The organism is Vibrio sp. Vb1026, assembly GCF_033338745.1.
Lineage (GTDB): Bacteria > Pseudomonadota > Gammaproteobacteria > Enterobacterales > Vibrionaceae > Vibrio > Vibrio alginolyticus.
Genome location: NZ_JAWOTH010000008.1, coordinates 1 through 25866 on the forward strand (window position 1 = coordinate 1; position 25866 = coordinate 25866).

The following is a 25866-nucleotide window of genomic DNA, read 5'->3' on the forward strand; positions in this document are numbered from 1 at the left end:
CGGAATTGGTAGACGCACCAGATTTAGGTTCTGGCGCCGCAAGGTGTGAGAGTTCAAGTCTCTCCTTCCGCACCATTATCGGAAAACCCAGCATGACTTTGCTGGGTTTTTTCTTTTTTTGGTTCTGGACTCGGGAAATCATTAGATTTGCCGAATTAAAAAAGCGAGCTCATGGCTCGCTTTTTTTCTATCTGTGATTTGAGTAGCTTACTACATACCTAACGCGTATTTCAGTACTTGAGCCTTAATTGGCCCTGAGTTTTCAGCAAGCTTCAATGCAGCATTACGTACGAACTTCAATGGCCCAAGATCGTTGCTAAAACCTTTATAGAAAAAGTCCATGCCCGTCTGCATGAGTAAGTTGTCAGGTCGACGTGCGCGTTCGTATTTCGCGAGTAAGGTATCTTCCAGCTTTTCTTGTTGTTCTGTTACCGAAAGGAGAACGTCTACATCTTTGAAGCCTAAGTTTACCCCTTGCCCTGCAAGCGGGTTGATCGTATGGGCAGAGTCACCCACTAACACGCAATTTTTGCTTGAGTAGCTTTGCGCATGACGACGAGAGAGTGGGAATGAGCCAAACTGTAAAACTTCAATATCGCCTAATTCAGCAGGGAAATGACGTAAAATTTCTTCTCTTAGTTGAGGTTTACTCATCGCACACAGTTGTTTAATACGTTTAGGCGAGTCATACCAAACCAAAGAACCTTGGCCTTCTACTTGACCATCGTCGTTACTCAAAGAGCACAGAGGTAAAAATGAACGTGGGCCTGAAGGTGTAAATTGTTGCCAAGTAATATCTTGCTGAGGCAATTCTGTTTTCACGTTAATCAACATGCAGTGTTGTCGGTAATCCCACGCAGTTACACCAATTCCAGCCAATTGACGAACTTTAGAGTTTGCACCATCAGCACCAATCACCCAGTTAGCTTCAAACTGCTCCCCACTTTCTAGTGTCACAAGATTTACATCTGCAAACTCAATGGCTTTTAATCGCTCAGGACACATCACGGTTAGATTTTCATACTGAGAGAAGACTTGCCAAAGACCTAATTGGATTAGGCGATTTTCAACAATGTAACCTAGCTGATCCAATGACAATTCATCAGAGTGAAAACGAGTACGGCACTCTGGGTGCTCCCAAGTTTCTAACCGCCGATAAGGACAAACTCGCATGCTCTTGATCTCTGACCATGCTCCGAGTGAATCAAGTAACTCCACCGACTGGTGCGAGATTGCAGATACACGAATATCCATCGCCTGAGCGGCATCAAAAACTTTAGGTTTTGTACCTTCAACCAAGGCAACGCTTCTGCCCTGCTTGGCAAATCCAACAGCGACGGCTGCCCCGACCATACCGCCACCGATCACGGCGATGTCATACTTGTTCATTTTTCACTCTTCATCGTGCTGATTAATTGGCGTTTTTTATTGTACTTTCCATGGCTATTTTTACAAAATTGTTTAACAAAAAACCTTGTTCTGCATAGGGCGAAAAACTAGATTTCATCAGGCTTTGCAGAGAATTAGCTAGATCACTAGTCAGGTGCTTTTTAAAGCAGTACAATACGCCGCTTACCGCCGTGATGGCGGCTATAATTTGAGCAATAGCTCTCCGATTTAAGTACAACTGAACGAGCGAAAGTGAGATGAGTAAGAAACTGCTAATTAAAACCTGGGGCTGCCAGATGAACGAATACGATTCATCAAAAATGGCCGACCTGCTTAATGCTGCAAACGGCTACGAGCTGACGGAAGAGCCAGAGGAAGCAGACGTACTTCTACTTAACACCTGTTCGATCCGTGAAAAAGCGCAAGAGAAAGTTTTCCACCAGCTAGGCCGCTGGAAAACACTAAAAGATAAAAAACCTGGCGTAGTTATCGGTGTAGGTGGTTGTGTAGCAACGCAAGAAGGTGACCATATTCGTGAACGTGCACCATACGTTGACGTTATTTTTGGCCCACAAACTTTGCACCGCCTACCTGAGATGATCAAACAATCTCAGTCCGATGATGCACCAGTTATGGACATTTCGTTCCCAGAGATCGAAAAATTCGACCGCCTACCTGAACCTCGCGCAGAAGGTGCGACAGCATTCGTTTCTATTATGGAAGGCTGCTCTAAGTACTGTACTTACTGTGTCGTACCGTACACTCGTGGTGAAGAAGTAAGCCGTCCAATGGATGACGTACTGTTCGAAATCGCCCAACTTGCTGAACAAGGCGTACGTGAAGTAAACCTTCTGGGGCAAAACGTAAACGCGTACCGTGGTCCTATGCACGATGGTGAGATCTGTTCATTTGCAGAACTGCTTCGTTTGGTTGCGTCTATCGATGGTATCGACCGTATTCGTTTCACGACGAGCCACCCGTTAGAATTCACAGACGACATCATCGCAGTATACGAAGATACGCCAGAACTTGTGAGCTTCCTGCACTTACCTGTGCAAAGTGGTAGTGACCGTATCCTAACGATGATGAAACGCCCTCACACCGCTATCGAATACAAATCGATCATCCGTAAACTGCGTAAAGCTCGTCCTGATATTCAAATCAGTTCAGACTTTATTGTTGGTTTCCCTGGTGAGACAGACAAAGACTTCCAAGACACCATGAAGCTAATCAAAGATGTAGACTTTGACATGAGCTTCAGCTTTATTTTCTCTCCACGTCCAGGTACGCCAGCAGCGGATTACCCTTGTGATGTGTCAGAACAAGTGAAGAAAGAGCGCCTTTACGAACTACAGCAAACTATCAATGCTCAAGCGATGCGTTACTCTCGCTTAATGCTTGGCACAGAACAACGTGTTCTAGTTGAAGGCCCTTCGAAGAAAAACCTAATGGAACTACGCGCTCGTACAGAAAACAACCGTGTAGTAAACTTTGAAGGTAGTGCAGACCTAATTGGTCAGTTCGTTGATGTGAAGATCGTAGACGTATTTGCAAACTCACTGCGTGGTGAGCTAGTACGTACTGAAAAAGACATGGATCTTCGTAGTGTGATTTCCCCAACGCAGATGATGGCGAAAACACGTCGCGAAGATGAGCTGGGTGTAGCTACTTTTACGCCGTAAGCTCGTATAAATAGCCATAGAGAGCCTGGTCGTTATCAGGCTCTCACTAAGTGGCAAAAAATGAGAGGCAACATTGAGCAATAAAATCGTAACTCTAGAAATTAACCTAGAACCTTCAGACAACCGCCGACTAGCTAGCCTGTGCGGTCCATTCGATGACAACATCAAGCATTTAGAACGTCGTCTAGGCGTTGAAATTAACCACCGTAGTGACCACTTTACGATTGTCGGTAAACCTCATACCGCATCAGCTGCGCTGGATATCCTGAAAACTCTATATGTTGATACCGCACCTGTACGAGGTGAGATCCCAGATATTGAGCCTGAGCAAATCCATCTAGCGATCAAAGAGTCTGGTGTTCTTGAGCAGAATACTGAGTCTAACATCGAGCATGGTAAAGAAGTCTTCGTCAAAACCAAGAAAGGTGTGATCAAACCACGTACGCCAAACCAAGCGCAGTACTTGGTTAACATGGTCACGCATGATATTTCTTTTGGTATTGGCCCGGCTGGTACAGGTAAAACCTACCTTGCTGTAGCAGCAGCTGTTGACGCACTAGAGCGCCAAGAGATCCGCCGTATTCTACTTACTCGTCCAGCGGTTGAAGCTGGTGAGAAATTGGGCTTCCTGCCTGGTGATTTAAGCCAGAAAGTCGACCCATACCTACGTCCGCTATACGACGCCCTATTTGAAATGCTGGGCTTTGAGCGCGTAGAGAAGCTGATTGAACGTAACGTGATTGAGGTTGCTCCTCTTGCTTACATGCGTGGTCGTACTCTAAACGACGCCTTCATCATTCTTGATGAGAGTCAGAACACCACTGTTGAGCAGATGAAGATGTTCCTAACGCGTATTGGTTTTAACTCTCGCGCGGTTATCACTGGTGATGTCACGCAGATTGACTTACCTCGTGGTGCGAAATCGGGTCTTCGTCATGCTATTGAAGTACTAAGCGAAGTTGACGACATCAGCTTTAACTTCTTCTTAGCCGACGACGTTGTACGTCACCCTGTGGTTGCTCGTATCGTTAACGCGTACGAGAAGTGGGAAGCACAAGACCAGAAAGAGCGTAAAGAGTTCGAGAAACGCCGTCGTGAAGAACGCGATGCGAAGTTACTAGAAGCAGCAAAAGCCGAACTGAATGCACAAGTTGCTTCAACTAAGGAATAATCATGGCGATTGAACTTGATCTGCAACTGGCAGTCGAAAATGAAGAAGGTCTGCCTTCGCAGCAAGATTTCCAATTGTGGCTAGATAAGACAATCCCTCTCTTCCAGCCACAAGCCGAAGTCACCATTCGTATTGTTGATGAACAAGAAAGTCATACGCTCAACCATGCGTATCGCGGCAAAGATAAACCAACTAATGTGTTGTCGTTTCCATTTGAAGCACCTCCTGGTATGGAAATAGATTTACTTGGTGATTTGATTATTTGCCGCCAAGTTGTTGAAAAAGAGGCGGTTGAACAGAGCAAGCCTCTGCTAGCACATTGGGCGCATATGGTTGTACATGGCAGCTTGCATCTGCTAGGTTATGATCATATAGAGGATGACGAAGCCGAAGAGATGGAGTCCCTCGAAACCGAAATCATGCAAGGTATGGGTTATGAAGATCCTTACATTGCTGAAAAAGAGTAGCTATTGGCCACTCGACAGGGAAAGGCGAACCACCTAAATGACTCTCGTGTTCGCCTCTCTATGTGTGCTATCACACTTCTGATAGCGTTACTTAATTGAGAAACAATGAACGAAGATAATTCTCCCTCTTCTAACGAAGATAAGAAAGAAAAGGCAGAAGGTCCGAGTAGAAAGTCCTTCTTTGAACGTCTAGGTCAACTATTTCAGGGCGAACCAAAAGATCGCCAAGAGCTTGTGGATGTTATCCGCGACTCTGAAGTTAACGACCTGATTGACCATGACACTCGCGATATGCTTGAAGGTGTTATGGAAATCTCCGAAATGCGTGTGCGTGACATTATGATCCCGCGTTCGCAAATGGTTACAGTTGAGCGTACTCACGACCTTGATACCTTGGTTGCTTTGATTACCGATGCTCAACACTCTCGCTACCCTGTGATCAGCGAAGATAAAGACCATGTGGAAGGCATACTTCTAGCGAAGGACTTACTTAAATACTTAGGCTCAGGCAGTAATCCATTTGATATCGAAGAAGTCATTCGACCAGCGGTTGTAGTACCGGAAAGTAAACGCGTTGATCGACTGCTGAAAGAATTCCGTGAAGAACGTTATCATATGGCCATTGTTGTCGATGAATTCGGTGGTGTTTCTGGTCTTGTGACCATTGAAGATATCCTTGAGGAAATCGTCGGGGATATTGAAGATGAATTCGATGAAAGTGAAGAGACGGACATTCGTAAGCTGAGCAAGCATACGTTTGCTGTCAGAGCGCTGACAACCATCGAAGAGTTTAATGAGACATTCGGAACCAACTTCAGCGATGAGGAAGTTGATACCGTTGGTGGTATGGTCATGACTGCCTTTGGTCACTTACCTTCTCGTGGTGAACTGGTTGAAATTGAAGGCTACAACTTCAAAGTCACCGCTGCCGATAACCGTCGTGTCATTCAACTCCAAGTGACGATCCCAGACGAAGAAACCCTGGTTGAAGCCACTCAAGAGTAACGCGATACCCATTGGGAATCTCAGAAAATTACAATGATGAATGAACTCTTTCATCGCCTTAAGCGGCCCTTAGTGGCCGCTTTTGTTGGCGCCTCTACTACACTCGCTTTCGCTCCTTACCAGCTGTGGCCTATTGCCATTCTTAGCCCTGCAATTCTACTGATTCTTCTTGCTAACCAAACTCCGAAACGCGCACTATGGATTGGTTATGCTTGGGGGTTAGGTCAATTTGCAACTGGCGTTAGCTGGGTTTACGTCAGTATCTCCGGTTTTGGCGGTATGCCGCTCATTGCCAATTTATTTTTAATGGGCTTGCTTGTTGCCTACTTGGCTGTTTATTCAGGCTTATTTGCTTGGCTCAACAACAAGCTGTTTCCTCAATTTACGCTCACAAAAGCACTTCTCGCTGCACCTGCTTTATGGCTGATCAGTGATTGGTTGCGTGGTTGGGTGATGACTGGCTTCCCTTGGTTATGGCTAGGCTATAGCCAGATAGATGCTCCACTCGCAAGCTTTGCACCAATTGGCGGCGTAGAACTGCTTACTCTATTTATCCTTATCAGCGCAGGGGCGTTAGCCTATGCATGGATTCATAAGCAGTGGCTGATGGTGATTATCCCTGCGGTGCTACTCAGTACTGGCTTTGGGATTCGCAACTACGATTGGGTAACACCCCGACCAGAAGACACGACTAAGCTCGCGCTGATTCAAGGTAACGTAGACCAGAACCTAAAGTGGCTACCAAGTCAACGCTGGCCAACCATAATGAAATATGCTGACTTAACTCGTGAAAACTGGGACGCTGACATTATCGTTTGGCCAGAAGCAGCAATTCCTGCTTTTGAAATTGAAGTGCCTTCATTTTTGAGCAATATCGACAGCGCTGCAAAAATGAATAACAGCGCAATCATCACCGGTGTCGTCAACCAAGCTGAAGATCGACAGTTCTACAACAGTATTCTGTCCCTCGGCATCACACCATACGGTGACTACAGCTTCGATTTAAGCGAACGTTACCATAAGCATCACCTACTACCGTTTGGTGAGTTTGTACCATTTGAAGATATTTTGCGCCCATTAGCGCCATTCTTTAACCTACCGATGTCGTCGTTTAGCCGTGGGGCTTTTGTGCAGCCAAACATCGTTGCGAATGGCATGCACATGGCACCAGCGCTTTGCTATGAGATCATCTTTAATGAGCAAGTGCGTCAAAATGTGACTGACGAAACAGACTTCATTCTAACGCTTTCAAATGATGCATGGTTTGGTCACTCTATCGGTCCTCTTCAACATATGGAGATCGCCCGTATGCGTGCCTTAGAGTTAGGTAAACCGCTCATCCGCTCGACTAACAACGGATTAACAGCGGTAACCGATCACAAGGGTAAAATCGTTGAGCAAGTACCGCAGTTTGAAACTGCAGTACTGCGCGCAGAGCTCACCCCAACCGATGGGAAAACGCCATATCGAATCCTTGGTACTTGGCCATTGTATATTTGGGTAGGGTTAAGTTTAGCTCTGGCTTTCGGTTTAAGAAGAAAACAGAGCTGATAACAGCTTGAAAGTAGAAAAGACAAAAAAGAGGCGACTAAGCCTCTTTTTTATTCATTGCATTATACAGTCGTCACTCGCCATTTATGGCTTTAATGACTGACGAGTAAAGCCTTTGTGACCACATTTAATACACGGAATGATTACTGTTGGGTGGTTATACGTTGTCTTGTGACCACACTCATCACAGACCAAAGTGCCTAAGCCTATCACCTCTCCTGCTTCATATAGCCCTTGATGCTCTAAGTCATCGAACAACTCAACCCACTCAACTTTAGTTCGGTCTGTAATCTCTAACAGCCCTTGCCATATCGAGTCCGCAATCGTTAAGTAAAACGGGCCGCTTTTACTGTCCTCGTAACTCTCTGAAAACTCTTTTAAGTCGGCTTTAAGGTACGCTTTGATTAAAGCCAATTCATCTTTGGTCAAGTCATTAGCAGCATCCACCACTTTGCCCGACGTCTCAATCGCTTTGTTAACTTCTTCCGGACTGTGCTTCAAGGTTTCAATCACATCCTCGAGCATTTCCTCATAACCTGTTTTACGTTTAGGCATAACTGACCTCCATCTTTCTCCTACCTGCGTCACTTAAGGGCGCATGGGTACAGATTGGCTATTGTTGTGATCCCTAGCTTTAGGTATTCTATGACGATCTATTTAAGTCTGTTCTAACCGAACTCACAAATTCCAAGATAACGGATACCATCGATGCAAGAACAATACAACCCACAAGATATTGAACAAAAAGTTCAAAAGCACTGGGATGACAACAAAACCTTTGTTGTAAGTGAAGACCCAAATAAAGAAAAATTCTACTGTCTGTCCATGTTCCCATACCCAAGTGGTCGACTGCACATGGGTCACGTGCGCAACTACACTATCGGTGATGTAGTATCTCGTTTCCAACGCCTACAAGGCAAAAACGTGATGCAACCTATCGGTTGGGACGCATTCGGTCTACCTGCAGAAAACGCAGCAGTAAAAAACAAAACTGCGCCAGCACCTTGGACTTACGAAAACATCGAATACATGAAGAACCAACTTAAGCTTCTAGGCTTTGGTTACGATTGGAACCGTGAATTCGCAACATGTACACCGGAGTACTACCGCTGGGAACAAGAGTTCTTCACTAAACTTTACGAGAAAGGTTTAGTTTACAAAAAGACTTCTTCTGTTAACTGGTGTCCTAACGACCAAACTGTTCTTGCAAACGAGCAGGTTGAAGACGGTTGTTGCTGGCGTTGTGATACGCCTGTAGAGCAAAAAGAAATCCCTCAATGGTTCATCAAAATCACTGAGTACGCTCAAGAGCTACTAGACGACTTAGACAAGCTTGAAGGTTGGCCTGAAATGGTGAAGACCATGCAGCGCAACTGGATTGGTCGTTCTGAAGGTGTTGAACTGAAGTTTGAAGTTAAGGGTCAACAAGACCTAGAAGTTTACACAACACGTCCAGATACGCTAATGGGTGTGACTTACGTGGGTATCGCAGCCGGCCACCCTCTTGCAGCTCTTGCAGCAGAGAACAATCCAGAGCTTGCAGCGTTTATCGACGAATGTAAGAACAACAAGGTTGCAGAAGCTGAGCTAGCGACAATGGAGAAGAAAGGTATGGCAACTGGCCTTACTGCGATTCATCCATTGAACGGCCGCGAAGTACCAGTATACGTAGCAAACTTTGTACTGATGGACTACGGTACAGGCGCGGTAATGGCAGTACCTGCACACGACCAACGTGACTACGAGTTCGCAACGAAGTACGGTCTAGACATCGTGCCTGTTATCAAGCCTGCTGATGGCAGCGAGCTAGACATTTCTGAAGCGGCATACACAGAGAAAGGCGTACTGTTCGATTCTGGTGAATTCGACGGCCTAGAATTCCAAGCGGCGTTCGATGCAATTGCAGCGAAGCTAGAAGCAGAAGGCAAAGGCACTAAGACTGTAAACTTCCGTCTACGCGACTGGGGTGTATCTCGTCAACGTTACTGGGGCGCACCAATCCCAATGGTAACGACTGAAGACGGTGAAGTTCACCCAGTACCTGCTGACCAACTACCAGTGATTCTTCCAGAAGACGTGGTAATGGACGGCGTAACCAGCCCAATCAAAGCAGACAAAGAGTGGGCGAAGACAACCTTTAACGGCGAACCTGCTCTACGTGAGACAGATACGTTCGATACGTTCATGGAATCTTCTTGGTACTACGCGCGTTACTGTTCACCACAAGCGGACGACATCCTAGACCCAGAAAAAGCAAACTACTGGCTACCAGTAGATCAGTACATCGGTGGTATCGAGCACGCTTGTATGCACCTACTGTACTCACGCTTCTTCCACAAACTACTGCGCGATGCGGGTTACGTAACTTCTGACGAACCGTTCAAGCAACTACTGTGTCAAGGCATGGTACTGGCTGATGCGTTCTACTTCGAGAACGAGAAAGGCGGCAAAGAGTGGGTAGCTCCAACAGACGTAGCCGTTGAACGTGATGGTAAAGGCCGCATTACTTCTGCTAAAGACACTGAAGGTCGTGATGTAACGCACTCAGGCATGATCAAGATGTCTAAGTCTAAGAACAACGGTATCGACCCTCAAGAAATGGTAGACAAGTACGGCGCTGACACAGTACGTCTATTCATGATGTTCGCGTCTCCAGCGGACATGACACTTGAATGGCAAGAGTCTGGCGTAGAAGGTGCGAACCGCTTCCTAAAACGTGTTTGGAAACTAGTTAAAGAGCACACAGCGAAAGGCGCAGCAGAAGCAGTAGATACCTCAGCGCTTTCTGGTGATCAAAAAGCACTTCGCCGCGACGTTCACAAAACTATCGCGAAAGTGACGGACGATATCGCTCGTCGTCAAACATTCAACACCGCGATCGCAGCGATCATGGAGCTGATGAACAAACTAGCGAAAGCGCCTCAAGAATCTGCGCAAGATCGTGCAATCCTTGACGAAGCACTGAAAGCTATTGTTGTCATGCTTTACCCTATCACTCCGCATATCTCATACGAGCTATGGGCAGCACTAGGTGAAACAGACATTGATAACGCGGCATGGCCGACGTTTGACGAAAAAGCGCTAGTTGAAGACGAAAAAACTATCGTTGTTCAAGTTAACGGTAAGCTACGTGCGAAGCTAACAGTCCCAGCGGATATCTCTAAAGACGATATCGAACAGCTTGGTCTAAACGACGAAAACGTGGTTAAGTTCACTGATGGCCTGACTATTCGTAAAGTTATTTACGTTCCAGGTAAACTGCTGAACATCGTTGCAAACTAATCACAGCTTGCAATTTGTCTCTGTTTAGCGAACTTATTTGTTAACCAAGAGTCATTAAACAGGGTAGTTCGCTACCCTGTTTATTTACCTCAAACCATTCACATGAGTGGTTTAAGGTAAATAACCCCTTCAATTTAGGATGAATACAATCAATGCGCTTTTTCTCTTTGATTAAACTACCAGTGGTATTGGTATTAGCGGGGCTTCTTTCTGCCTGTGGTTTTCACCTTCGCGGCGAGTATTCCGTACCGGAAGAGCTGCACACTATGTCTTTCTCCAGCTACGATGAATACAGTGAATTAACTCGCTATGTTCGCTCTCAACTCGAACTGAACAAAGTTGAACTTGTTCAACCCTCATCGACGGTACCCAACCTTCATTTGACGGAAGCGACAATCGATGAGCGTACACTATCGCTTTATCAAAATAGCCGTGCAGCAGAAAAAGAGCTGACATACGTAGTAAAATACCGTGTGACAATTCCTGGCTATGGTTCTAAAAACTTTACGACAACAGTAAACCGCAACTACCTAGACAACCCGTTGACCGCACTTGCAAAATCTGTTGAGCGTGACGTAATTGAAGACGAGATGCGCTTGCAAGCTGCAAAACAGATGATGCGCCAGTTGGGCCGTATTCGTGCCGAATATGAAGCAGGACAAATCTCTGAGCCAGCGAACAAAAACTCTTAGTCACTATGCGAATTTATGCCGATAAGCTAACGGATCATTTAACTAAACAAGTTAAACAGGTTTACTTAATCTTTGGTAATGAGCCGTTACTGATTCAAGAAAGCCGCCAAGCAATCCAAAAGGCAGCGTTTCAGCAAGGTTTTGAGGAAAAACACCGTTTTGCGGTGGATGCTAGCATAGACTGGAACCTAGTTTACGACTGTTTCCAAGCGATGAGCCTGTTTTCAAACCGTCAATTGATTGAGCTTGAAATTCCTGAAAGTGGCGTAACAACCGCCGTCAGCAAAGAGCTGCAAACACTGTGTGATATGCTTCATGATGACATCATGCTCGTCATTGTTGGTAGCAAACTGACCAAAGCCCAAGAAAATGCGAAATGGTTCAAAGCATTAAGCTCAAAAGGCGATTGGGTAAGCTGCTTGTCGCCAGACCTTCAACGCCTACCTATGTTCATTCAGACACGTTGCCGCACGTTGGGACTAAAACCCGATCAGCAATCACTGCAAATGTTGGCTCAATGGCATGAAGGTAACCTATTTGCATTGACACAAAGCTTAGAGAAATTGGCCCTACTCTATCCGGATGGTGAGCTGACCATCATACGTTTAGAGGAAGCCCTAAGTCGCCATAATCACTTCACTACCTTTAACTGGATCGACGCCTTACTGGCAGGTAAAGCAAACCGTGCACAACGCATTCTTCGCCAACTTGAGGCGGAAGGGGTTGAGACCGTGATCTTGATTCGAAGTGTACAAAAAGAGTTGAGCCAACTTTTAAATATGCATCAAGACTTAACTCAAATGGGAATGAACCAGGTATTTGAGAAATATCGAGTTTGGCAAAACAAGCGTCCACTCTATAACGCAGCACTGACCCGCTTATCGGCGAGTCGTATTTGTGCATTGCTCTCCTTGTTGGCTCAAGCAGAGATAAAAGCCAAAACTCAATATGACGAGTCTGTATGGCCAACTATTCATCAGTTGAGCTTAGAAACCTGCTCTCCTGATATTAAGCTGGCAATTTAAAAATCAAAGCGTGATATAGTGCGCGACCTGTTTTGCAAGCAAGAATGTAAAACACTGTAGAGATAAGAGACAAACCGAGGAAAACCGAGTGCTTCGCGAAGAACTGAAAGACTTTTTAGCTGATAAAGCCGACGACATGAAAGCGGAAGACATTATCGTCCTAAATGTGGAAGATAAATCAAGCGTGACAGATTACATGATCATCTGTACTGGTACATCCAAACGCCACGTTTCATCCATCGCTGACCATGTTGCAACAGAAGTGAAAAAAGCCGGTCTTGAGCCACTAGGAATGGAAGGTGAAAACGAAGGTGAATGGGTAGTCCTAGATATGGGCGACGCCATGCTTCACGTGATGCAAGAAGAGCACCGCGAACTCTACCAGCTAGAAAAACTCTGGGGTTAATCTTTTGAAAATTCAACTAATTGCTGTTGGCACAAAAATGCCAAAATGGGTTGAGGAAGGCTTTCAAGAATATCGTCGCCGTTTCCCGCATGATATGCCGTTGGAGTTGATTGAAATCTCTGCTGGCAAGCGTGGTAAGAATGCCGATATCGCTCGCATCCTGCAAAAAGAAGGAGAAGCGATGCTCGCGGCGGTACCAAAAGGCAACCGTATCGTCACGTTAGATATCCCAGGTAAAAAATGGGACACTCCTCAACTCGCTGAGCAGTTAGAAGCTTGGAAATTAGATGGCCGTGATGTATCAATATTAATCGGCGGTCCTGAAGGACTCGCTCCTGCATGCAAAGCTGCAGCAGACCAAAGCTGGTCATTATCTGCCTTAACGCTACCCCACCCTCTAGTGCGTATCGTAATGGCAGAAAGCTTATACCGAGCGTGGAGCATCACCGCTAACCACCCTTATCATCGCGAATAATCGTTGTTTAACTTTAGAGCCAAGCGTTAATGATTCGTAAACGCCGCAGTCAAATCCGAGATTATCAAGCCGAAGCGCGTCTGTTTGCCAGCCGCGCTATTGTTGCTTTTATCGGCATTGTTGTCTTGATGGGAGCTCTGGTTGCCAACATGTACAACATTCAGGTGAACCAGTTTCAAGACTATCAAACCCGCTCGAACGATAACCGCATCAAAGTAGTGCCTATCGCGCCTAACCGAGGTCTAATTTATGACCGAAATGGCGTTTTACTGGCAGAGAACCGTCCCGTCTTTAACTTAGAACTGACCCCAGAAAAAATTAAAGACATTGATGCAACCATCCAAGAATTACAAACTATTCTGGAAATTACACCAGACCAGATTGAACGTTTCCACCACGAGCGTAAACGGACTCGTCGATTTAAATCGGTCCCACTGCTTACCCAACTGAACGAAAAACAAGTAGCGGTATTCTCCGTCAATCAGTACCGCTTTCCAGGTGTGGAAATAAGTGCGACCTTAAAGCGCTACTACCCTTTCAGCGAAGTCTTAACCCACGTGATTGGGTATGTTTCTCGAATTAATGATCGCGACATGCAACGCCTGATCCGAGAAGAAAAAGACGCAAACTATCAAGCCACTCGCGACATTGGTAAGCTGGGTATTGAAAAATACTACGAAGACCTCTTACACGGTACAGCCGGATATCAAGAAGTCGAGGTAAACAGCCGCGGCCGAGTAATTCGTACCTTAAAGTACGTTCCACCTGTACCCGGAAAAGACATCGTTTTAAACCTTGATATCAACTTGCAGTTGTACGTACACCAATTGTTGGACGGCCGCCGAGGCAGTGCTGTAGTAATCGATCCTAGAGACAACGGCGTACTGGCTATGGTTTCAAGCCCTAGCTACGATCCTAACTCGTTCGTGCACGGAATCTCAGGTAAAGATTATCGCGCCCTTTTGAACGATAAAAACCGTCCTTTGGTCAACCGCACTACACTTGGCATTTACCCTCCTGCGTCTACCATCAAACCATTTATGGCGGTAGCCGCGCTGCAAGAAGGTGTCGTCACACCTAACACCACACGAAATGACCCTGGTTATTGGCGCATACCAAACTCCAACACACGCCCGTTTCGTGACTGGTTGCGTTGGGGGCACGGGCGCGTCGATATCATTAAGTCGATCGAAGAGTCTGTTGATACCTTCTACTATCAAATCGCTTATGACATGGGTATTGACCGTATTTCGAATTGGATGATGATGTTCGGTTTTGGTGATTACACTGGCATTGATATCTACGAAGAAAGTAAGGCGAATATGCCGACTCGTGACTGGAAAATGTCTCGCCATAAAACCCCATGGTATAAAGGTGATACGATCCCTGTGGGTATCGGCCAAGGATATTGGACAGCAACACCAATGCAAATCGCCAAAGCAACCTCCGTATTAGTAAACGAGGGAGAAGTGATCGCACCTCACTTGCTCAAAGCGACGATAGAAAATGGTAACGACTTCGAAGAGCAGCAAACGACAGAATACGTGACTTACCCACCAATCAAGAATGTGCCTAAAAAGTACTGGGATATGGCGAAAGAAGGCATGCGTCGGGTAAACCATGGCACGCGCGGAACAGCTCGCCGCTCATTCTACAAAATGAATTATGAAACAGCGGGTAAATCAGGTACTGCACAGGTCTTCGGTCTGGGTGAAAACGAAGAATACAACGCCGATGAGATCGCCGAGCACTTACGTGACCATGCGTTATTTACTGGCTTTGCACCATTTGATGATCCTAAAGTGGTCGTCACTGTAGTACTAGAAAATGCCGGTGGTGGTTCTAGTAACGGTGCCCCAGTAGTAAGGAAAATTTTTGACCGAGTCGTTCTTGGTCCAGAAGAAATTGAGCCTGAAAACAATGCGAAGAAAGAGGTAAAACAGTAATGAAGATGGATCCCTCTACAGGTAAAAATCGCGCCCTGTTTGAACGCTTCCATATCGACTTACCACTCCTACTTGGCATACTGGCCCTGATGGGGTTTGGCCTGGTGATCATGTACAGCGCCAGTGGCCAAAGTTTACTGATGATGGATCGCCAAGCCATGCGAATGGTGCTTTCACTCGTTGTGATGCTCGTCCTTGCACAGCTTTCTCCACGAACTTACGAAAGCTTGGCACCTTTGATGTTCGTTGGTGGCGTTATACTGCTTTTCGGCGTGCTGTTTTTCGGTGAAGCATCGAAAGGCGCGCAGCGTTGGCTTAACCTCGGTTTTGTGCGCTTTCAACCGTCAGAGCTATTGAAGCTCGCGGTGCCATTAATGGTGGCTCGCTATGTCGGTAGACAGCCCCTTCCACCAACGCTAAAAACACTCATTGTTGCACTGATTATGGTCTGCTTACCAACCATTCTCATTGCAAAGCAGCCTGACTTAGGTACCTCTATCCTGATCGCCGCTTCCGGTATTTTTGTTATCTTCCTCGCCGGCATTAGCTGGAAAATCATCGCTGGTGCTGCGATTGCATTAGGTGGTTTCATTCCAATTCTGTGGTTTTTCTTGATGCGAGAGTATCAAAAAGTGCGAGTTCGTACTCTATTTAACCCGGAATCTGATCCGCTAGGAGCGGGCTACCACATTATTCAGAGTAAAATTGCGATTGGCTCCGGTGGTATTTCCGGCAAAGGTTGGTTGCAAGGTACGCAGTCACAACTAGAATTTCTTCCAGAACGACACACTGACTTTATCTTTGCAGTAATTGCTGAAGAATGGGGTATGATTGGCTTCCTTTGCCTTTTAGCCATCTATCTATTTATTATTGGACGAGGTTTATATCTCGCCAGCCAAGCGCAAACCGCATTTGGACGAATGATGGCAGGCAGTATTGTACTCAGCTTCTTCGTGTATATTTTTGTAAATATTGGCATGGTAAGTGGCATCCTACCTGTTGTAGGTGTACCGTTGCCACTCATCAGTTATGGCGGCACATCAATGGTAACCTTGATGGCTGGTTTTGGTATTCTGATGTCGATTCATACGCACCGAAAAGCATTCTCTAAGGCGACCTAGACATGCAAAAACGCGCTTTATATTCCTTGGTTTTCTCTGCTCTTATTTTGGCAGGCTGTTCATCAACTAGCCAAAAAGAACAAGAAGGCCGTTACGAACTCGAATCCGATGTTGCACCGGATACACCGCTTTCAGTCGAACACATCGAGGATGCGCATCCTAAATATGAACCGTACAGCCTAGGTGGGAACAAAGATTACCACTTGCGTGGCAAAGACTACAAAATAGTTCGCAATGCGAAAGGCTTTAAAGAAAAAGGCCGCGCATCTTGGTATGGGAAAAAATTCCAAGGTCATTTGACTTCTAATGGCGAAATCTATGACATGTATTCAATGACGGCAGCGCATAAAACGCTACCGTTACCAAGTTACGTAAAAGTTACCAATACTGACAACGGCAAAACCACCGTAGTACGAGTTAATGACCGAGGTCCTTTTCACGATGGTCGTATCATTGATTTAAGCTATGCCGCCGCGCACAAGTTAGATGTCATAAAAACAGGCACCGCGAACGTGGAAATTGAAGTGATCAGTATCAATCAGCCCACGGACAAAAAGTCATTAGAAGCGCACCCTAGGTACGTTATTCAAGTGGCATCATCAAAAAATGAAGAACGCGCGCGAACTTTAGGTACCGAGCTTGGTCAAAAATTGGATACAGAAACTTTCCTAGAGAGTGCGAAAGAGTCTTATCGCTTGTTGTTAGGGCCATTTACTGACTATTCCCTGACGCAAGCCACATTAGATAAAGTAAAGTTGCTCGGCTATTCGTCTGCATTTATTAAAAAACACAACACTGCCAAATGACCTCGTGTCATGAATTTCTCTTTGATCCCCCTCTTACATAACTAGGGATTCTGATAAGATGTCTGCAGTTAACCCAAAAATTTGAATTACCATGAATAAAAATAAGTTTGTGAAATCTATTCTCGTTTCTTCGGTTGCCCTTTCTGCAACTTTCGCTCAATCTGCTCTTGCATCACCTATCGTTGTTCCAGATGCCCCTCAAATCGCGGCGAAGGGCTACGTGCTGATGGATTACCATTCAGGTAAAGTACTGGCAGAGAAAGAGATGAACACAAAATTGTCTCCAGCTAGTCTGACTAAGATGATGACCAGCTATGTAATCGGCCAAGAGCTAGCGCGTGGTAATATCTCAGAAGATGATGATGTCACCATCAGTAAAAATGCGTGGGCGAAAAACTTCCCTGATTCATCAAAGATGTTCATTGAAGTAGGCACAACAGTTAAAGTACGTGACCTGAACCGAGGTATCATCGTCCAGTCAGGTAACGATGCCTGTGTTGCGATGGCAGAACATATTGCAGGTTCAGAAGATGCGTTTGTTGACCTAATGAACGCTTGGGCCAACACATTGGGTATGACTAACTCGCACTTTGCCAACGTTCATGGCTTAGATAACGCAGAGTTGTACTCAACACCATACGACATGGCTCTGCTGGGTAAAGCACTTATCCGTGACGTACCAAATGAGTACCGAGTGTACTCAGAGAAGAAATTTACTTACAACGGCATCACCCAATACAACCGTAACGGTCTACTTTGGGATAAGAGCATGAACGTTGACGGTATCAAAACGGGTCACACAAGTAATGCGGGTTACAGCCTAGTAAGTTCAGCAACTGAAGGTCAAATGCGCTTGGTTGCGGTCGTTATGGGTACTAAAGATGCCAATGCTCGTAAGTCAGAAAGTAAAAAGCTGCTAAGCTACGGCTTCCGTTTCTTCGAAACAGTGGCACCGCACAAAGCAGGTGAAACGTTCGTAGAAGAAAAAGTGTGGATGGGTAACAAAGACACCGTAGCACTGGGTCTTGACCAAGATACTTACGTAACACTACCGCGTGGTGAAGCGAAAAACCTAAAAGCAAGCTTCGTCCTTGAAAAAGAGCTAGAAGCCCCAATTAATAAAGGTGATGTAGTTGGTAAGCTATACTATCAGATCGATGGTGAAGATATTGCCGAATACCCACTAATGGCACTAGAAACCGTAGAGCAAGGTAGTCTATTTAGCCGCATGTGGGATTACATCGTATTGTTATTCAAGAGCTTCTTCTAAAAAGAACATTAGAGTAGCAAACTTATTCGCAAAGCCGCCTGAATGGGCGGCTTTTTAAGTTTGAGCTCCTCGTCTTGAGTTCCCCCTAATTTGACTGTACTATTTCGCACCGCAACGAATATCTACTGGAGTTATCGATATGCTAACCATCAACTCTGATGCAAAATTAAAAGACCTGCTTGAGTTCCCTTGTTCATTTACTTACAAGGTAATGGGTCATGCAAAGCCTGAACTTCCAGAGCTTGTTCTTGAAGTTATTCAGCGCCATGCTCCAGGTGACTACAGCCCGACCGTTAAACCAAGTGCTAAGGGCAACTACCACTCTGTGTCAATCAACATTACTGCAACCTCTATCGAGCAGGTTGAGACACTGTACAAAGAGTTAGGTGAAATTGACATCGTACGCATGGTTCTATAATTTTTTGATATATTAAATTTTTTTTGAAAGCAGCCTTGGCTGCTTTCTTTTTATTTATCAAAGAGATAACGAGGCTTTACATCACTTTCAGTTAAAAATCTGTTACGCAGCGGTAGAGCATCAGGGTTATCCGGTTTATAATCCAAAAACTTTATATATTAGCAACAGGAATTCCCATGCAACACCAACTTGTTGTAAAACGACTTGGCCGCCAAGACTATGAGCCTGTATGGAAGGCGATGCATGAGTTCACCGACCAACGCACAGAAGAAACCCGTGATGAAGTCTGGTTGGTAGAACATAACCCAGTATTTACGCAAGGACAGGCAGGTAAAGCTGAGCACTTGATTAACACTGGCGATATTCCTGTTGTACAAAGTGATCGCGGAGGCCAGGTTACGTATCATGGCCCTGGTCAGTTGGTCGCCTACTTCTTGATCAACCTACGCCGTAAAAAATTAGGTGTACGAGATCTCGTTACCACAATCGAGAACCTCGTGATCAACACGCTAAAAGCATACAATATTGACTCAGCCGCACGACCTGACGCACCAGGTGTCTACGTTGCCGGTAAGAAAATATGCTCTCTCGGTTTACGCATTCGTAAAGGATGCTCGTTTCATGGTTTAGCCTTGAACGTAAATATGGATTTAACACCGTTTCTGCGTATTAACCCTTGTGGTTATGAAGGTATGGAAATGGTTCAGGTCAGCCAATTTGGCGGCCCAGACAATGTAGAAGCCGTAGAAAAACAATTAATAGAAGAACTCGTTACTTTGCTCGATTATGAGCAAGTAGAATTCAGCACAGAAGCACCTTCTCAAGGTAATAAAGCATGAGCAAACCAATCCAGATGGAAAAAGGCGTTAAATATCGTGACGCCGATAAAATGGCATTGATTCCCGTAAAGAACATGCCTACAGAGCAGAAAGAAGTGCTACGTAAGCCTGATTGGATGAAGATCAAGCTACCAGCCGACAGCCAACGAATTCAAGACATCAAAGCGGCGATGCGTAAGAATAAACTTCACTCCGTATGTGAAGAAGCATCTTGCCCGAACCTAGCGGAATGTTTTAACCACGGTACAGCAACCTTCATGATCTTAGGTGCTATTTGTACTCGTCGTTGTCCTTTCTGTGACGTTGCTCATGGCCGCCCATTACCACCGGAAGCAGAAGAGCCTCAAAAACTGGCGAAAACCATTGCCGATATGAAGCTGAAATACGTAGTAATCACTTCTGTTGACCGTGACGATCTGCGTGACGGCGGTGCACAACACTTTGCCGATTGTAACCGCGAGATCCGTGCGTTAAACCCGCATATTAAGATTGAAACACTGGTTCCTGACTTCCGTGGTCGCATGGATGTAGCGCTTGATCTAATGAAAGACAATCCGCCAGATGTCTTCAACCACAACTTAGAAACAGCGCCACGTCTTTACCGTAAAGCTCGCCCAGGTGCGAACTATAAATGGTCACTTGAGCTTCTTAAGAAGTTCAAAGAGCAGCATCCCGATGTACCGACCAAGTCTGGTTTGATGATGGGTCTTGGTGAAACCAAAGAAGAAATCATCGAAGTACTGAAAGATCTACGCGCACACGGCGTAACGATGCTGACTCTAGGCCAGTATTTAGCGCCAAGCCGTCACCACTTGCCAGTAGAACGTTACGTTCCACCATCTGAGTTTGACGAGCTAAAAGAAGTTGCACTAGAACTTGGCTTCACGCATGCAGCGTGTGGTCCATTTGTGCGCTCTTCTTACCATGCCGATATGCAAGCTCAAGGTATCGAGATTAAATAAGCTCTCGCTTGTTTTGAAAAGCTTGTTTTGAAGAGAAAAGGTTGGCTCAGTGCCAACCTTTTTTGTATCTGGCAAATGATGATAAAAAGCCATTCTACCACTGTCATTCTGAACAGCGAGGAACGAGCGTGATTCAGAATCAGTTTTCAGAGTACTGATGATTTTTAGGGAAACTCTGAGTAAAAGAGTGTGCCTCAACAAGATTCCTGATCTCGCCTCGGCTCGTCGGAATGACGTGGTTTGGATATATTGAAAAGGGACAGTGTTGGTAGCCATCCCCTTATCACACACTCTCGCTATATCTCATTCCAAACGCCAGACAAACAAAAAGGCCCTCAAATGAGGGCCTTTAGTATATCAATGTTCAAAATAGACGAGTCGAGTTCTAGGAGAACACACGGAGTTTGCGCGAGCAAATGAGTATGTTCGACACCGAAATCGACTCATTCTATGAAGACCGGTTAGGCATAAACCGGTAGACGCTTACAAATTTCTAGCACTTTCTGTTTTGTCGCTTCGATAACTTCTTCGTTGCCGATGTTATCTAGAACGTCACACATCCAGTTTGCTAGCTCTTTTGCATCTTCTTCAGTGAAGCCACGGCGAGTGATCGCTGGCGTACCTACACGAATACCAGACGTTACGAATGGGCTGCGTGGGTCATTTGGTACTGAGTTCTTGTTTACAGTGATGTTTGCTGCACCTAGTGCCGCGTCTGCGTCTTTACCAGTGATATCTTTGTCGATTAGGTCAACAAGGAACAAGTGGTTTTCTGTACCGTTAGATACGATTTTGTAGCCACGCTCTTGGAACTGACCAACCATTGCTTTTGCGTTTTTCACTACGCGAGCTTGATAAGCTTTGAACTCTGGCTCCATCGCTTCTTTGAACGCTACTGCTTTACCAGCGATAACGTGCATTAGAGGGCCACCTTGACCACCAGGGAACACTGCTGAGTTCAATTTCTTGTACATATCTTCGCCAGCATTTGACAAGATAAGACCACCGCGAGGACCTGCTAGTGTTTTGTGCGTCGTTGTTGTTACCACGTGAGCATGCGGTACTGGTGTTGGGTATTCACCGGCAGCGATAAGACCAGCTACGTGCGCCATATCAACAAATAAGTAAGCACCTGCTTTGTCAGCGATTTCACGCATGCGTTTCCAATCAACGATTTGCGAGTAAGCAGAGAAACCACCGATGATCATCTTAGGTTTGTGTTCAAGTGCTAGCTGTTCCATCTCATCGTAGTTGATTTGACCAGCTTCATCGATACCGTAAGGGATAACGTTGTAGTGCTTACCAGAGAAGTTTACTGGTGAACCGTGAGTTAGGTGACCACCGTGTGCTAGGCTCATGCCTAAAACTGTATCGCCTGGGTTAAGAAGCGCCATGTAAACTGCGCTGTTTGCTTGAGAACCTGAGTGAGGCTGTACGTTAGCGTACTCACAACCAAATAGTTGGCATGCACGCTCAATTGCTAGTGCTTCAGCTTTATCTACGTACTCACAACCGCCGTAGTAACGCTTACCTGGGTAGCCTTCAGCGTATTTGTTCGTTAGCTGAGAACCTTGCGCTTCCATTACACGTGGGCTTGTGTAGTTTTCAGAAGCGATAAGTTCAATGTGTTCTTCCTGGCGAAGAGTTTCTTCCTGGATAGCTGCGAACAGTTCCGCATCGTAATCTGCGATGTTCATATCACGCTTAAGCATCTGTATCTCCTGACTCAGATTAGTACTGAAAGTTGCAAAAAAACTGTTGAATGACCCGACGCAAACGTTTTCGTCACCCTAATGGCGCGCATTCTACATAATTTGATTTAGGTCATAAAGAGAAATTTACAATTTTCTCATGCAGTTTTTTCATGATGACAAGCAATGTTTATCATGCCAGCATTGCAATCGCATAACGACAATCTATTGCCTGTCAAATTTGTGCTTTACACCCTGTAAAACAGCAATTACATAGGTTTACCGTAAATTTTACCCTCTAGCTACCGAAAAGATCATCTTTTTACTACTATGCACGCCTTATTTATCACTAATGACTGCAACATTGATGGAAAAACACTCATTAAAAGAAGACTGGATAGCGATTCTCACGGGTACCTTTTTAGTAGCTCAAGGCGTTTTCTTTCTCCAATCCGCTAACCTTCTAACGGGAGGCACGACTGGATTGGCTCTGCTTATTAGCCAATTTACACCTTTTACCTTTGGTGTGCTGTACTTTTTAGCAAACAGTCCTTTTTACTTACTAGCATGGAAACGCTTCGGCCGTCATTTCGCCATTAATAGTGCCATTTCTGGCGCGTTGGTTTCTATCTTTGCCGATCATCTTTATTTGCTAATCTCGCTCGAATCGGTAAATGAAGTTTATTGCGCCGTCGCAGGCGGGCTTTTAATGGGGCTCGGTATGCTGATCCTATTCCGACATCGCTCCAGCTTAGGTGGCTTTAACGTGCTGTGTTTGTTTATCCAAGACAAATTTGGCATTTCAGTTGGCAAAAGCCAAATGGCAATCGATGCATGTATCCTGTTTTCTTCATTCTTCTTTGTTACACCAGAAGTGATTGGCCTTTCAATTTTGGGGGCGTTTGCACTCAATGTCGTGTTAGCGATGAACCACAAACCGCACCGCTATTCCGTGACCTACGGTTCATAAATTTTTGATAGTGATTGAAGCGCGATTTATAAGATTTCGCGCTCCAATCGCTATATAATACTTCGCGATTTCCAAATAGATCGGTACGGTATGCGCGACTTTCTGCAACAAGCTAAACAGACTCACAGTTGTATTGCGATTGGAGAGCTGATCTATAACCCGAAGACACAGACCCTTCATCAAGATGCTATCGCGATTGATCTTGAACCTCGCACCATTGAATTATTAGAACTGCTGTTAACAAGCGTTGGCCACCCACTCTCTGCTGACACCATTATTGAAACCATTTGGCAGAGCAAGTTCATCTCTAAGAATGTGCTCACGAACCGCATTAGCACCTTACGTGCCCTGCTACAGCAGTACTTACCCGAATACGATGCCGCTAAGCTCTTGGTCACTTACCCCCGCAAAGGCTACTTTCTTAACCCTGCCAATATTCGTTTAGTGCCACCAGCGAAAAACCATCGGCGCGTTATCTCAACCCAGGTGGCGAGTAATAAGAACTTCAAGCTGATTTTCGCTTACAGCTTATGTGCCATACTTGCGGTATGTAGCATGACGCTCGCAAGCTTGTTATGGCAACGCCAAGAAATCTCAACACAACAAACGCGTCATCAACTACTGATTCCCAAAGTCGAGCTACTACTCAACCGTGTCGATTCAATCGGCTTTCAGGCGCGAAAATACCGCATACTGGTCAAAGCCATCTTGCTGCAACAACAGGTCGAATATCCATACACCGACATCGCCAACCAAGATGCTCCCAGTTACTTTCTTGATCCTATCGGTCATACGCCATATTTCCCTGGCGCACGAAACATGCAGACCAGCGACTACGAGCTCAATATCGAGTTAAAAGACGGCACAAAACAGGGCATCTTGAAAGCGCAGATGAACCTTATTTATCCTGCGACGGGCAAGCTGGCGTTTCGCAATGAGTACACACTGCGTTTATCTGCCTTACAATCGGATATTTTCCAAATGCACTCGGATGTCGCGCAATACTTCAATCTGCCTGCACCTTCGGCAAGTTCGTGGCAGCTTTCGGATATTCACAAAAAAATGTTATTCGAGAATGCCTTTTCTAGCCAACCTCTCCGACAATCTGATGAGTTTGCGGCTATAACAACGGCAAGACATCTCGCCTTATACGAGCACGAACATCAAAAGCTGGAAGCGTATTTAACTCAAGTACAATCGTCGTTTGATGTTTTGCCAGATGAGCTGAGCCTCTGGTTAGGTCTATTGCATTTCAAATTAGGCAACTTAGACAGGGCAAAAGCTCTGTTAACGACACCAGATGGCGACTCACGTATCCAAAACGCACTGATTTATACCTTTGTGTCTCACATTGCTTACAAGCAGAACAAACTTGAACAGTTCCGTCTCAACTACATGGAATCACTGGTGGCGCTGCTGCGCGTTTTACCTTCCGAAACCTTGTTTGAGCGTCTTTCTCAATCTGAATCAAAAGAGACTTGCCTCCAACCGTGGAAAACGTTGCATGTTAGTGTGACCGATCAAGAAATCATAAGCCGATGGAAAGCGCTCATTAACGAGTATTGCACTAATGTGGCCAACGAAATAACTCCAAATAAAACAAAGACCTAAATATAAAATTAAGCTTTCATTACCCCCTGTTATCTTTTGTTTTTTGCCCTTTTTCTCTCACTGAACTTAGCATGCTCGCATTCAAGCAACGGCCCAACATGAAGCGGCCTTATCAATCAGGAATGTAAACCATGCTAAACAAAATGACGCTTATCGCAGCAGCAACTCTGGCTCTTTACGGCTGTGGCGGAGGTTCGTCTTCTGGCAGTGCGAATCCAAACAAAGTGCCTCAAGAAAGTTTCGACGTCTCGATTCACAACTCAATCTTCGCTCCCACGCCAAGTACACAGCTAAACTACGCATTTAGCTTGGATGGCCAACCAGAGGGCGACATGAAACTGAGCTTCCAAGCGATGGATAGCGAGCAAATATTGGCAGCATTGGCACAAATCCCAAACAGCGAGGCAATGGTCCAGTTGGTTAATGACTTGGTGAACTACGGCGCCGAACAGTTCTACTATTCAGACGAGCAGTACAACGACGACGAAGAGAGCAATACGCTTTACTTTGCAGGATCAGATGGTGCACTCCATGAAATCACTGACGCTTATTTCATTGGTCATCAGTTTATTGCCATGCTTATGCACAGCGGTCCGATTTTCCGCCTAAACGGTGACGACGTAAAAGAGAAAAGCCCGAATATTGACATCGGTGAAGAAACTATGTCTCTGCAAACCACTCTTACAGGCTACGCAGTTCACAACCTTCTAGACAGTTTTGAAGATCATGAGTGGGTACAAAACCTTCCTATGACAGCATCTTGCCAAGTGGTTTGGCAACAGCAAATCCGAGAGACTGGTATGCGTAAAGCGTTCTCGATCTCAGGCAAGAAAATTGAAGCGGCATACCTGATGGAAGAGAACATCTACAACCTAAACTGTGATGATATGGACTCAATGGAGTTCGCCACTTCGGCAGAACGTTGGTTTAATCCGAGCTTAGGTCTGATAGAACAAATTGAACTGCTGAAAGTACAACAAGTACAAATCAACGAAGAGAAAGTGCAGCTAACAGCGATTGAAACAAAATAAGCTCGCATTTTTTATAGATATCTCAATAAAAGAAGGCTTTGGGGAGCACACCAAAG

At 45.4% G+C, this 25866-nt stretch carries 24 protein-coding genes; 21 read left to right on the forward strand and 3 right to left on the reverse strand.

Features of this window, described 5'->3' with window-relative positions; translation table 11 throughout:
- Positions 1–197: hypothetical protein (locus tag R7E47_RS13390; RefSeq protein ID WP_206949545.1), on the forward strand; the 197-nt coding region annotated here is incomplete at its 5' end.
- A 13-nt stretch (positions 198–210) separates the two neighbouring features.
- Here R7E47_RS13390 and R7E47_RS13395 read toward each other — a convergent pair.
- Positions 211–1389: a 2-octaprenyl-3-methyl-6-methoxy-1,4-benzoquinol hydroxylase gene (locus tag R7E47_RS13395; protein WP_318084372.1), complete on the reverse strand. Its 1179-nt coding sequence runs from the start codon at positions 1387–1389 to the stop codon at positions 211–213.
- A 257-nt stretch (positions 1390–1646) separates the two neighbouring features.
- On the opposite strand from R7E47_RS13395, the gene miaB reads away from it, so the two are divergent.
- From miaB to lnt, 5 genes are all read left to right on the forward strand, one after another.
- Positions 1647–3071, forward strand: coding sequence for a tRNA (N6-isopentenyl adenosine(37)-C2)-methylthiotransferase MiaB (gene miaB, locus R7E47_RS13400; protein WP_005373038.1), 1425 nt, complete (start codon positions 1647–1649; stop codon positions 3069–3071).
- Positions 3072–3144: 73 nt separating this feature from the next.
- Positions 3145–4242, forward strand: coding sequence for a PhoH family protein (locus tag R7E47_RS13405; protein WP_005373033.1), 1098 nt, complete (start codon positions 3145–3147; stop codon positions 4240–4242).
- A 2-nt stretch (positions 4243–4244) separates the two neighbouring features.
- Positions 4245–4709 (forward strand): rRNA maturation RNase YbeY, encoded by a 465-nt coding sequence (gene ybeY, locus R7E47_RS13410; protein WP_258623759.1) that lies wholly within the window; start codon positions 4245–4247, stop codon positions 4707–4709.
- A 105-nt stretch (positions 4710–4814) separates the two neighbouring features.
- Positions 4815–5714 carry a CNNM family magnesium/cobalt transport protein CorC gene (gene corC / locus R7E47_RS13415; RefSeq protein ID WP_005384118.1) on the forward strand — a complete coding sequence of 300 codons (900 nt, stop codon included), beginning with the start codon at positions 4815–4817 and terminating at the stop codon, positions 5712–5714.
- Positions 5715–5747: 33 nt separating this feature from the next.
- Complete coding sequence (lnt, locus tag R7E47_RS13420; RefSeq protein ID WP_151514566.1) at positions 5748–7265, forward strand: apolipoprotein N-acyltransferase; 1518 nt, start codon at positions 5748–5750, stop codon at positions 7263–7265.
- Between the two features lie 84 nt (positions 7266–7349).
- Here the strand turns inward: lnt and R7E47_RS13425 are convergent, their stop codons facing one another.
- Positions 7350–7820 (reverse strand): zinc ribbon-containing protein, encoded by a 471-nt coding sequence (locus R7E47_RS13425; protein WP_005373024.1) that lies wholly within the window; start codon positions 7818–7820, stop codon positions 7350–7352.
- A gap of 153 nt (positions 7821–7973) precedes the next feature.
- Here R7E47_RS13425 and leuS point away from each other — a divergent pair, with 153 nt between their 5' ends.
- From leuS to lipA, 12 genes are all read left to right on the forward strand, one after another.
- On the forward strand, positions 7974–10547 hold the full coding sequence (leuS, locus tag R7E47_RS13430) for a leucine--tRNA ligase (protein ID WP_005384121.1): 2574 nt from the start codon (positions 7974–7976) through the stop codon (positions 10545–10547).
- Positions 10548–10699: 152 nt separating this feature from the next.
- Positions 10700–11239 carry an LPS assembly lipoprotein LptE gene (gene lptE / locus R7E47_RS13435; RefSeq protein WP_005384122.1) on the forward strand — a complete coding sequence of 180 codons (540 nt, stop codon included), beginning with the start codon at positions 10700–10702 and terminating at the stop codon, positions 11237–11239.
- Positions 11240–11244: 5 nt separating this feature from the next.
- Positions 11245–12264, forward strand: coding sequence for a DNA polymerase III subunit delta (gene holA / locus R7E47_RS13440; RefSeq protein WP_172563352.1), 1020 nt, complete (start codon positions 11245–11247; stop codon positions 12262–12264).
- Between the two features lie 88 nt (positions 12265–12352).
- A complete protein-coding gene (gene rsfS, locus R7E47_RS13445) occupies positions 12353–12670 on the forward strand; it encodes a ribosome silencing factor (RefSeq protein WP_005373015.1) in 318 nt (105 codons plus the stop codon).
- A 4-nt stretch (positions 12671–12674) separates the two neighbouring features.
- A complete protein-coding gene (rlmH, locus tag R7E47_RS13450) occupies positions 12675–13145 on the forward strand; it encodes a 23S rRNA (pseudouridine(1915)-N(3))-methyltransferase RlmH (protein WP_017821762.1) in 471 nt (156 codons plus the stop codon).
- A gap of 29 nt (positions 13146–13174) precedes the next feature.
- The gene (mrdA, locus tag R7E47_RS13455) at positions 13175–15091 is read left to right on the forward strand and encodes a penicillin-binding protein 2 (RefSeq protein WP_005384126.1); all 1917 of its coding nucleotides are present in this window, start codon (positions 13175–13177) and stop codon (positions 15089–15091) included.
- A complete protein-coding gene (rodA, locus tag R7E47_RS13460) occupies positions 15091–16212 on the forward strand; it encodes a rod shape-determining protein RodA (RefSeq protein WP_005373004.1) in 1122 nt (373 codons plus the stop codon). The genes mrdA and rodA overlap by 1 nt, the downstream gene beginning before the upstream one ends.
- Before the next feature lie 2 nt (positions 16213–16214).
- Positions 16215–17018 carry a septal ring lytic transglycosylase RlpA family protein gene (locus R7E47_RS13465; RefSeq protein WP_005384131.1) on the forward strand — a complete coding sequence of 268 codons (804 nt, stop codon included), beginning with the start codon at positions 16215–16217 and terminating at the stop codon, positions 17016–17018.
- A 91-nt stretch (positions 17019–17109) separates the two neighbouring features.
- Positions 17110–18288 carry a serine hydrolase gene (locus tag R7E47_RS13470; RefSeq protein WP_005384132.1) on the forward strand — a complete coding sequence of 393 codons (1179 nt, stop codon included), beginning with the start codon at positions 17110–17112 and terminating at the stop codon, positions 18286–18288.
- A 139-nt stretch (positions 18289–18427) separates the two neighbouring features.
- A complete protein-coding gene (gene ybeD, locus R7E47_RS13475) occupies positions 18428–18706 on the forward strand; it encodes a DUF493 family protein YbeD (RefSeq protein ID WP_005384135.1) in 279 nt (92 codons plus the stop codon).
- 176 nt (positions 18707–18882) lie between these two features.
- Entirely contained in the window at positions 18883–19545 is a 663-nt protein-coding gene (gene lipB, locus R7E47_RS13480; RefSeq protein WP_005384137.1) for a lipoyl(octanoyl) transferase LipB, read from the forward strand.
- Entirely contained in the window at positions 19542–20507 is a 966-nt protein-coding gene (lipA, locus tag R7E47_RS13485; RefSeq protein ID WP_005391329.1) for a lipoyl synthase, read from the forward strand. Before lipB ends, lipA begins: the two co-directional genes overlap by 4 nt.
- A 461-nt stretch (positions 20508–20968) precedes the next feature.
- On the opposite strand, the gene glyA is transcribed toward lipA, so the two are convergent.
- Positions 20969–22219 carry a serine hydroxymethyltransferase gene (glyA, locus tag R7E47_RS13490; RefSeq protein ID WP_005381985.1) on the reverse strand — a complete coding sequence of 417 codons (1251 nt, stop codon included), beginning with the start codon at positions 22217–22219 and terminating at the stop codon, positions 20969–20971.
- Between the two features lie 346 nt (positions 22220–22565).
- On the opposite strand from glyA, the gene R7E47_RS13495 reads away from it, so the two are divergent.
- The 3 genes from R7E47_RS13495 (at position 22566) to R7E47_RS13505 (ending at position 25810) form a co-directional block, all read left to right on the forward strand.
- Positions 22566–23168, forward strand: coding sequence for a YitT family protein (locus tag R7E47_RS13495; RefSeq protein WP_213964612.1), 603 nt, complete (start codon positions 22566–22568; stop codon positions 23166–23168).
- Between the two features lie 90 nt (positions 23169–23258).
- Entirely contained in the window at positions 23259–24779 is a 1521-nt protein-coding gene (locus R7E47_RS13500) for a transcriptional regulator (protein ID WP_318084376.1), read from the forward strand.
- Between the two features lie 131 nt (positions 24780–24910).
- On the forward strand, positions 24911–25810 hold the full coding sequence (locus R7E47_RS13505; protein WP_054579052.1) for a hypothetical protein: 900 nt from the start codon (positions 24911–24913) through the stop codon (positions 25808–25810).
- Positions 25811–25866: the final 56 nt, after the last annotated feature.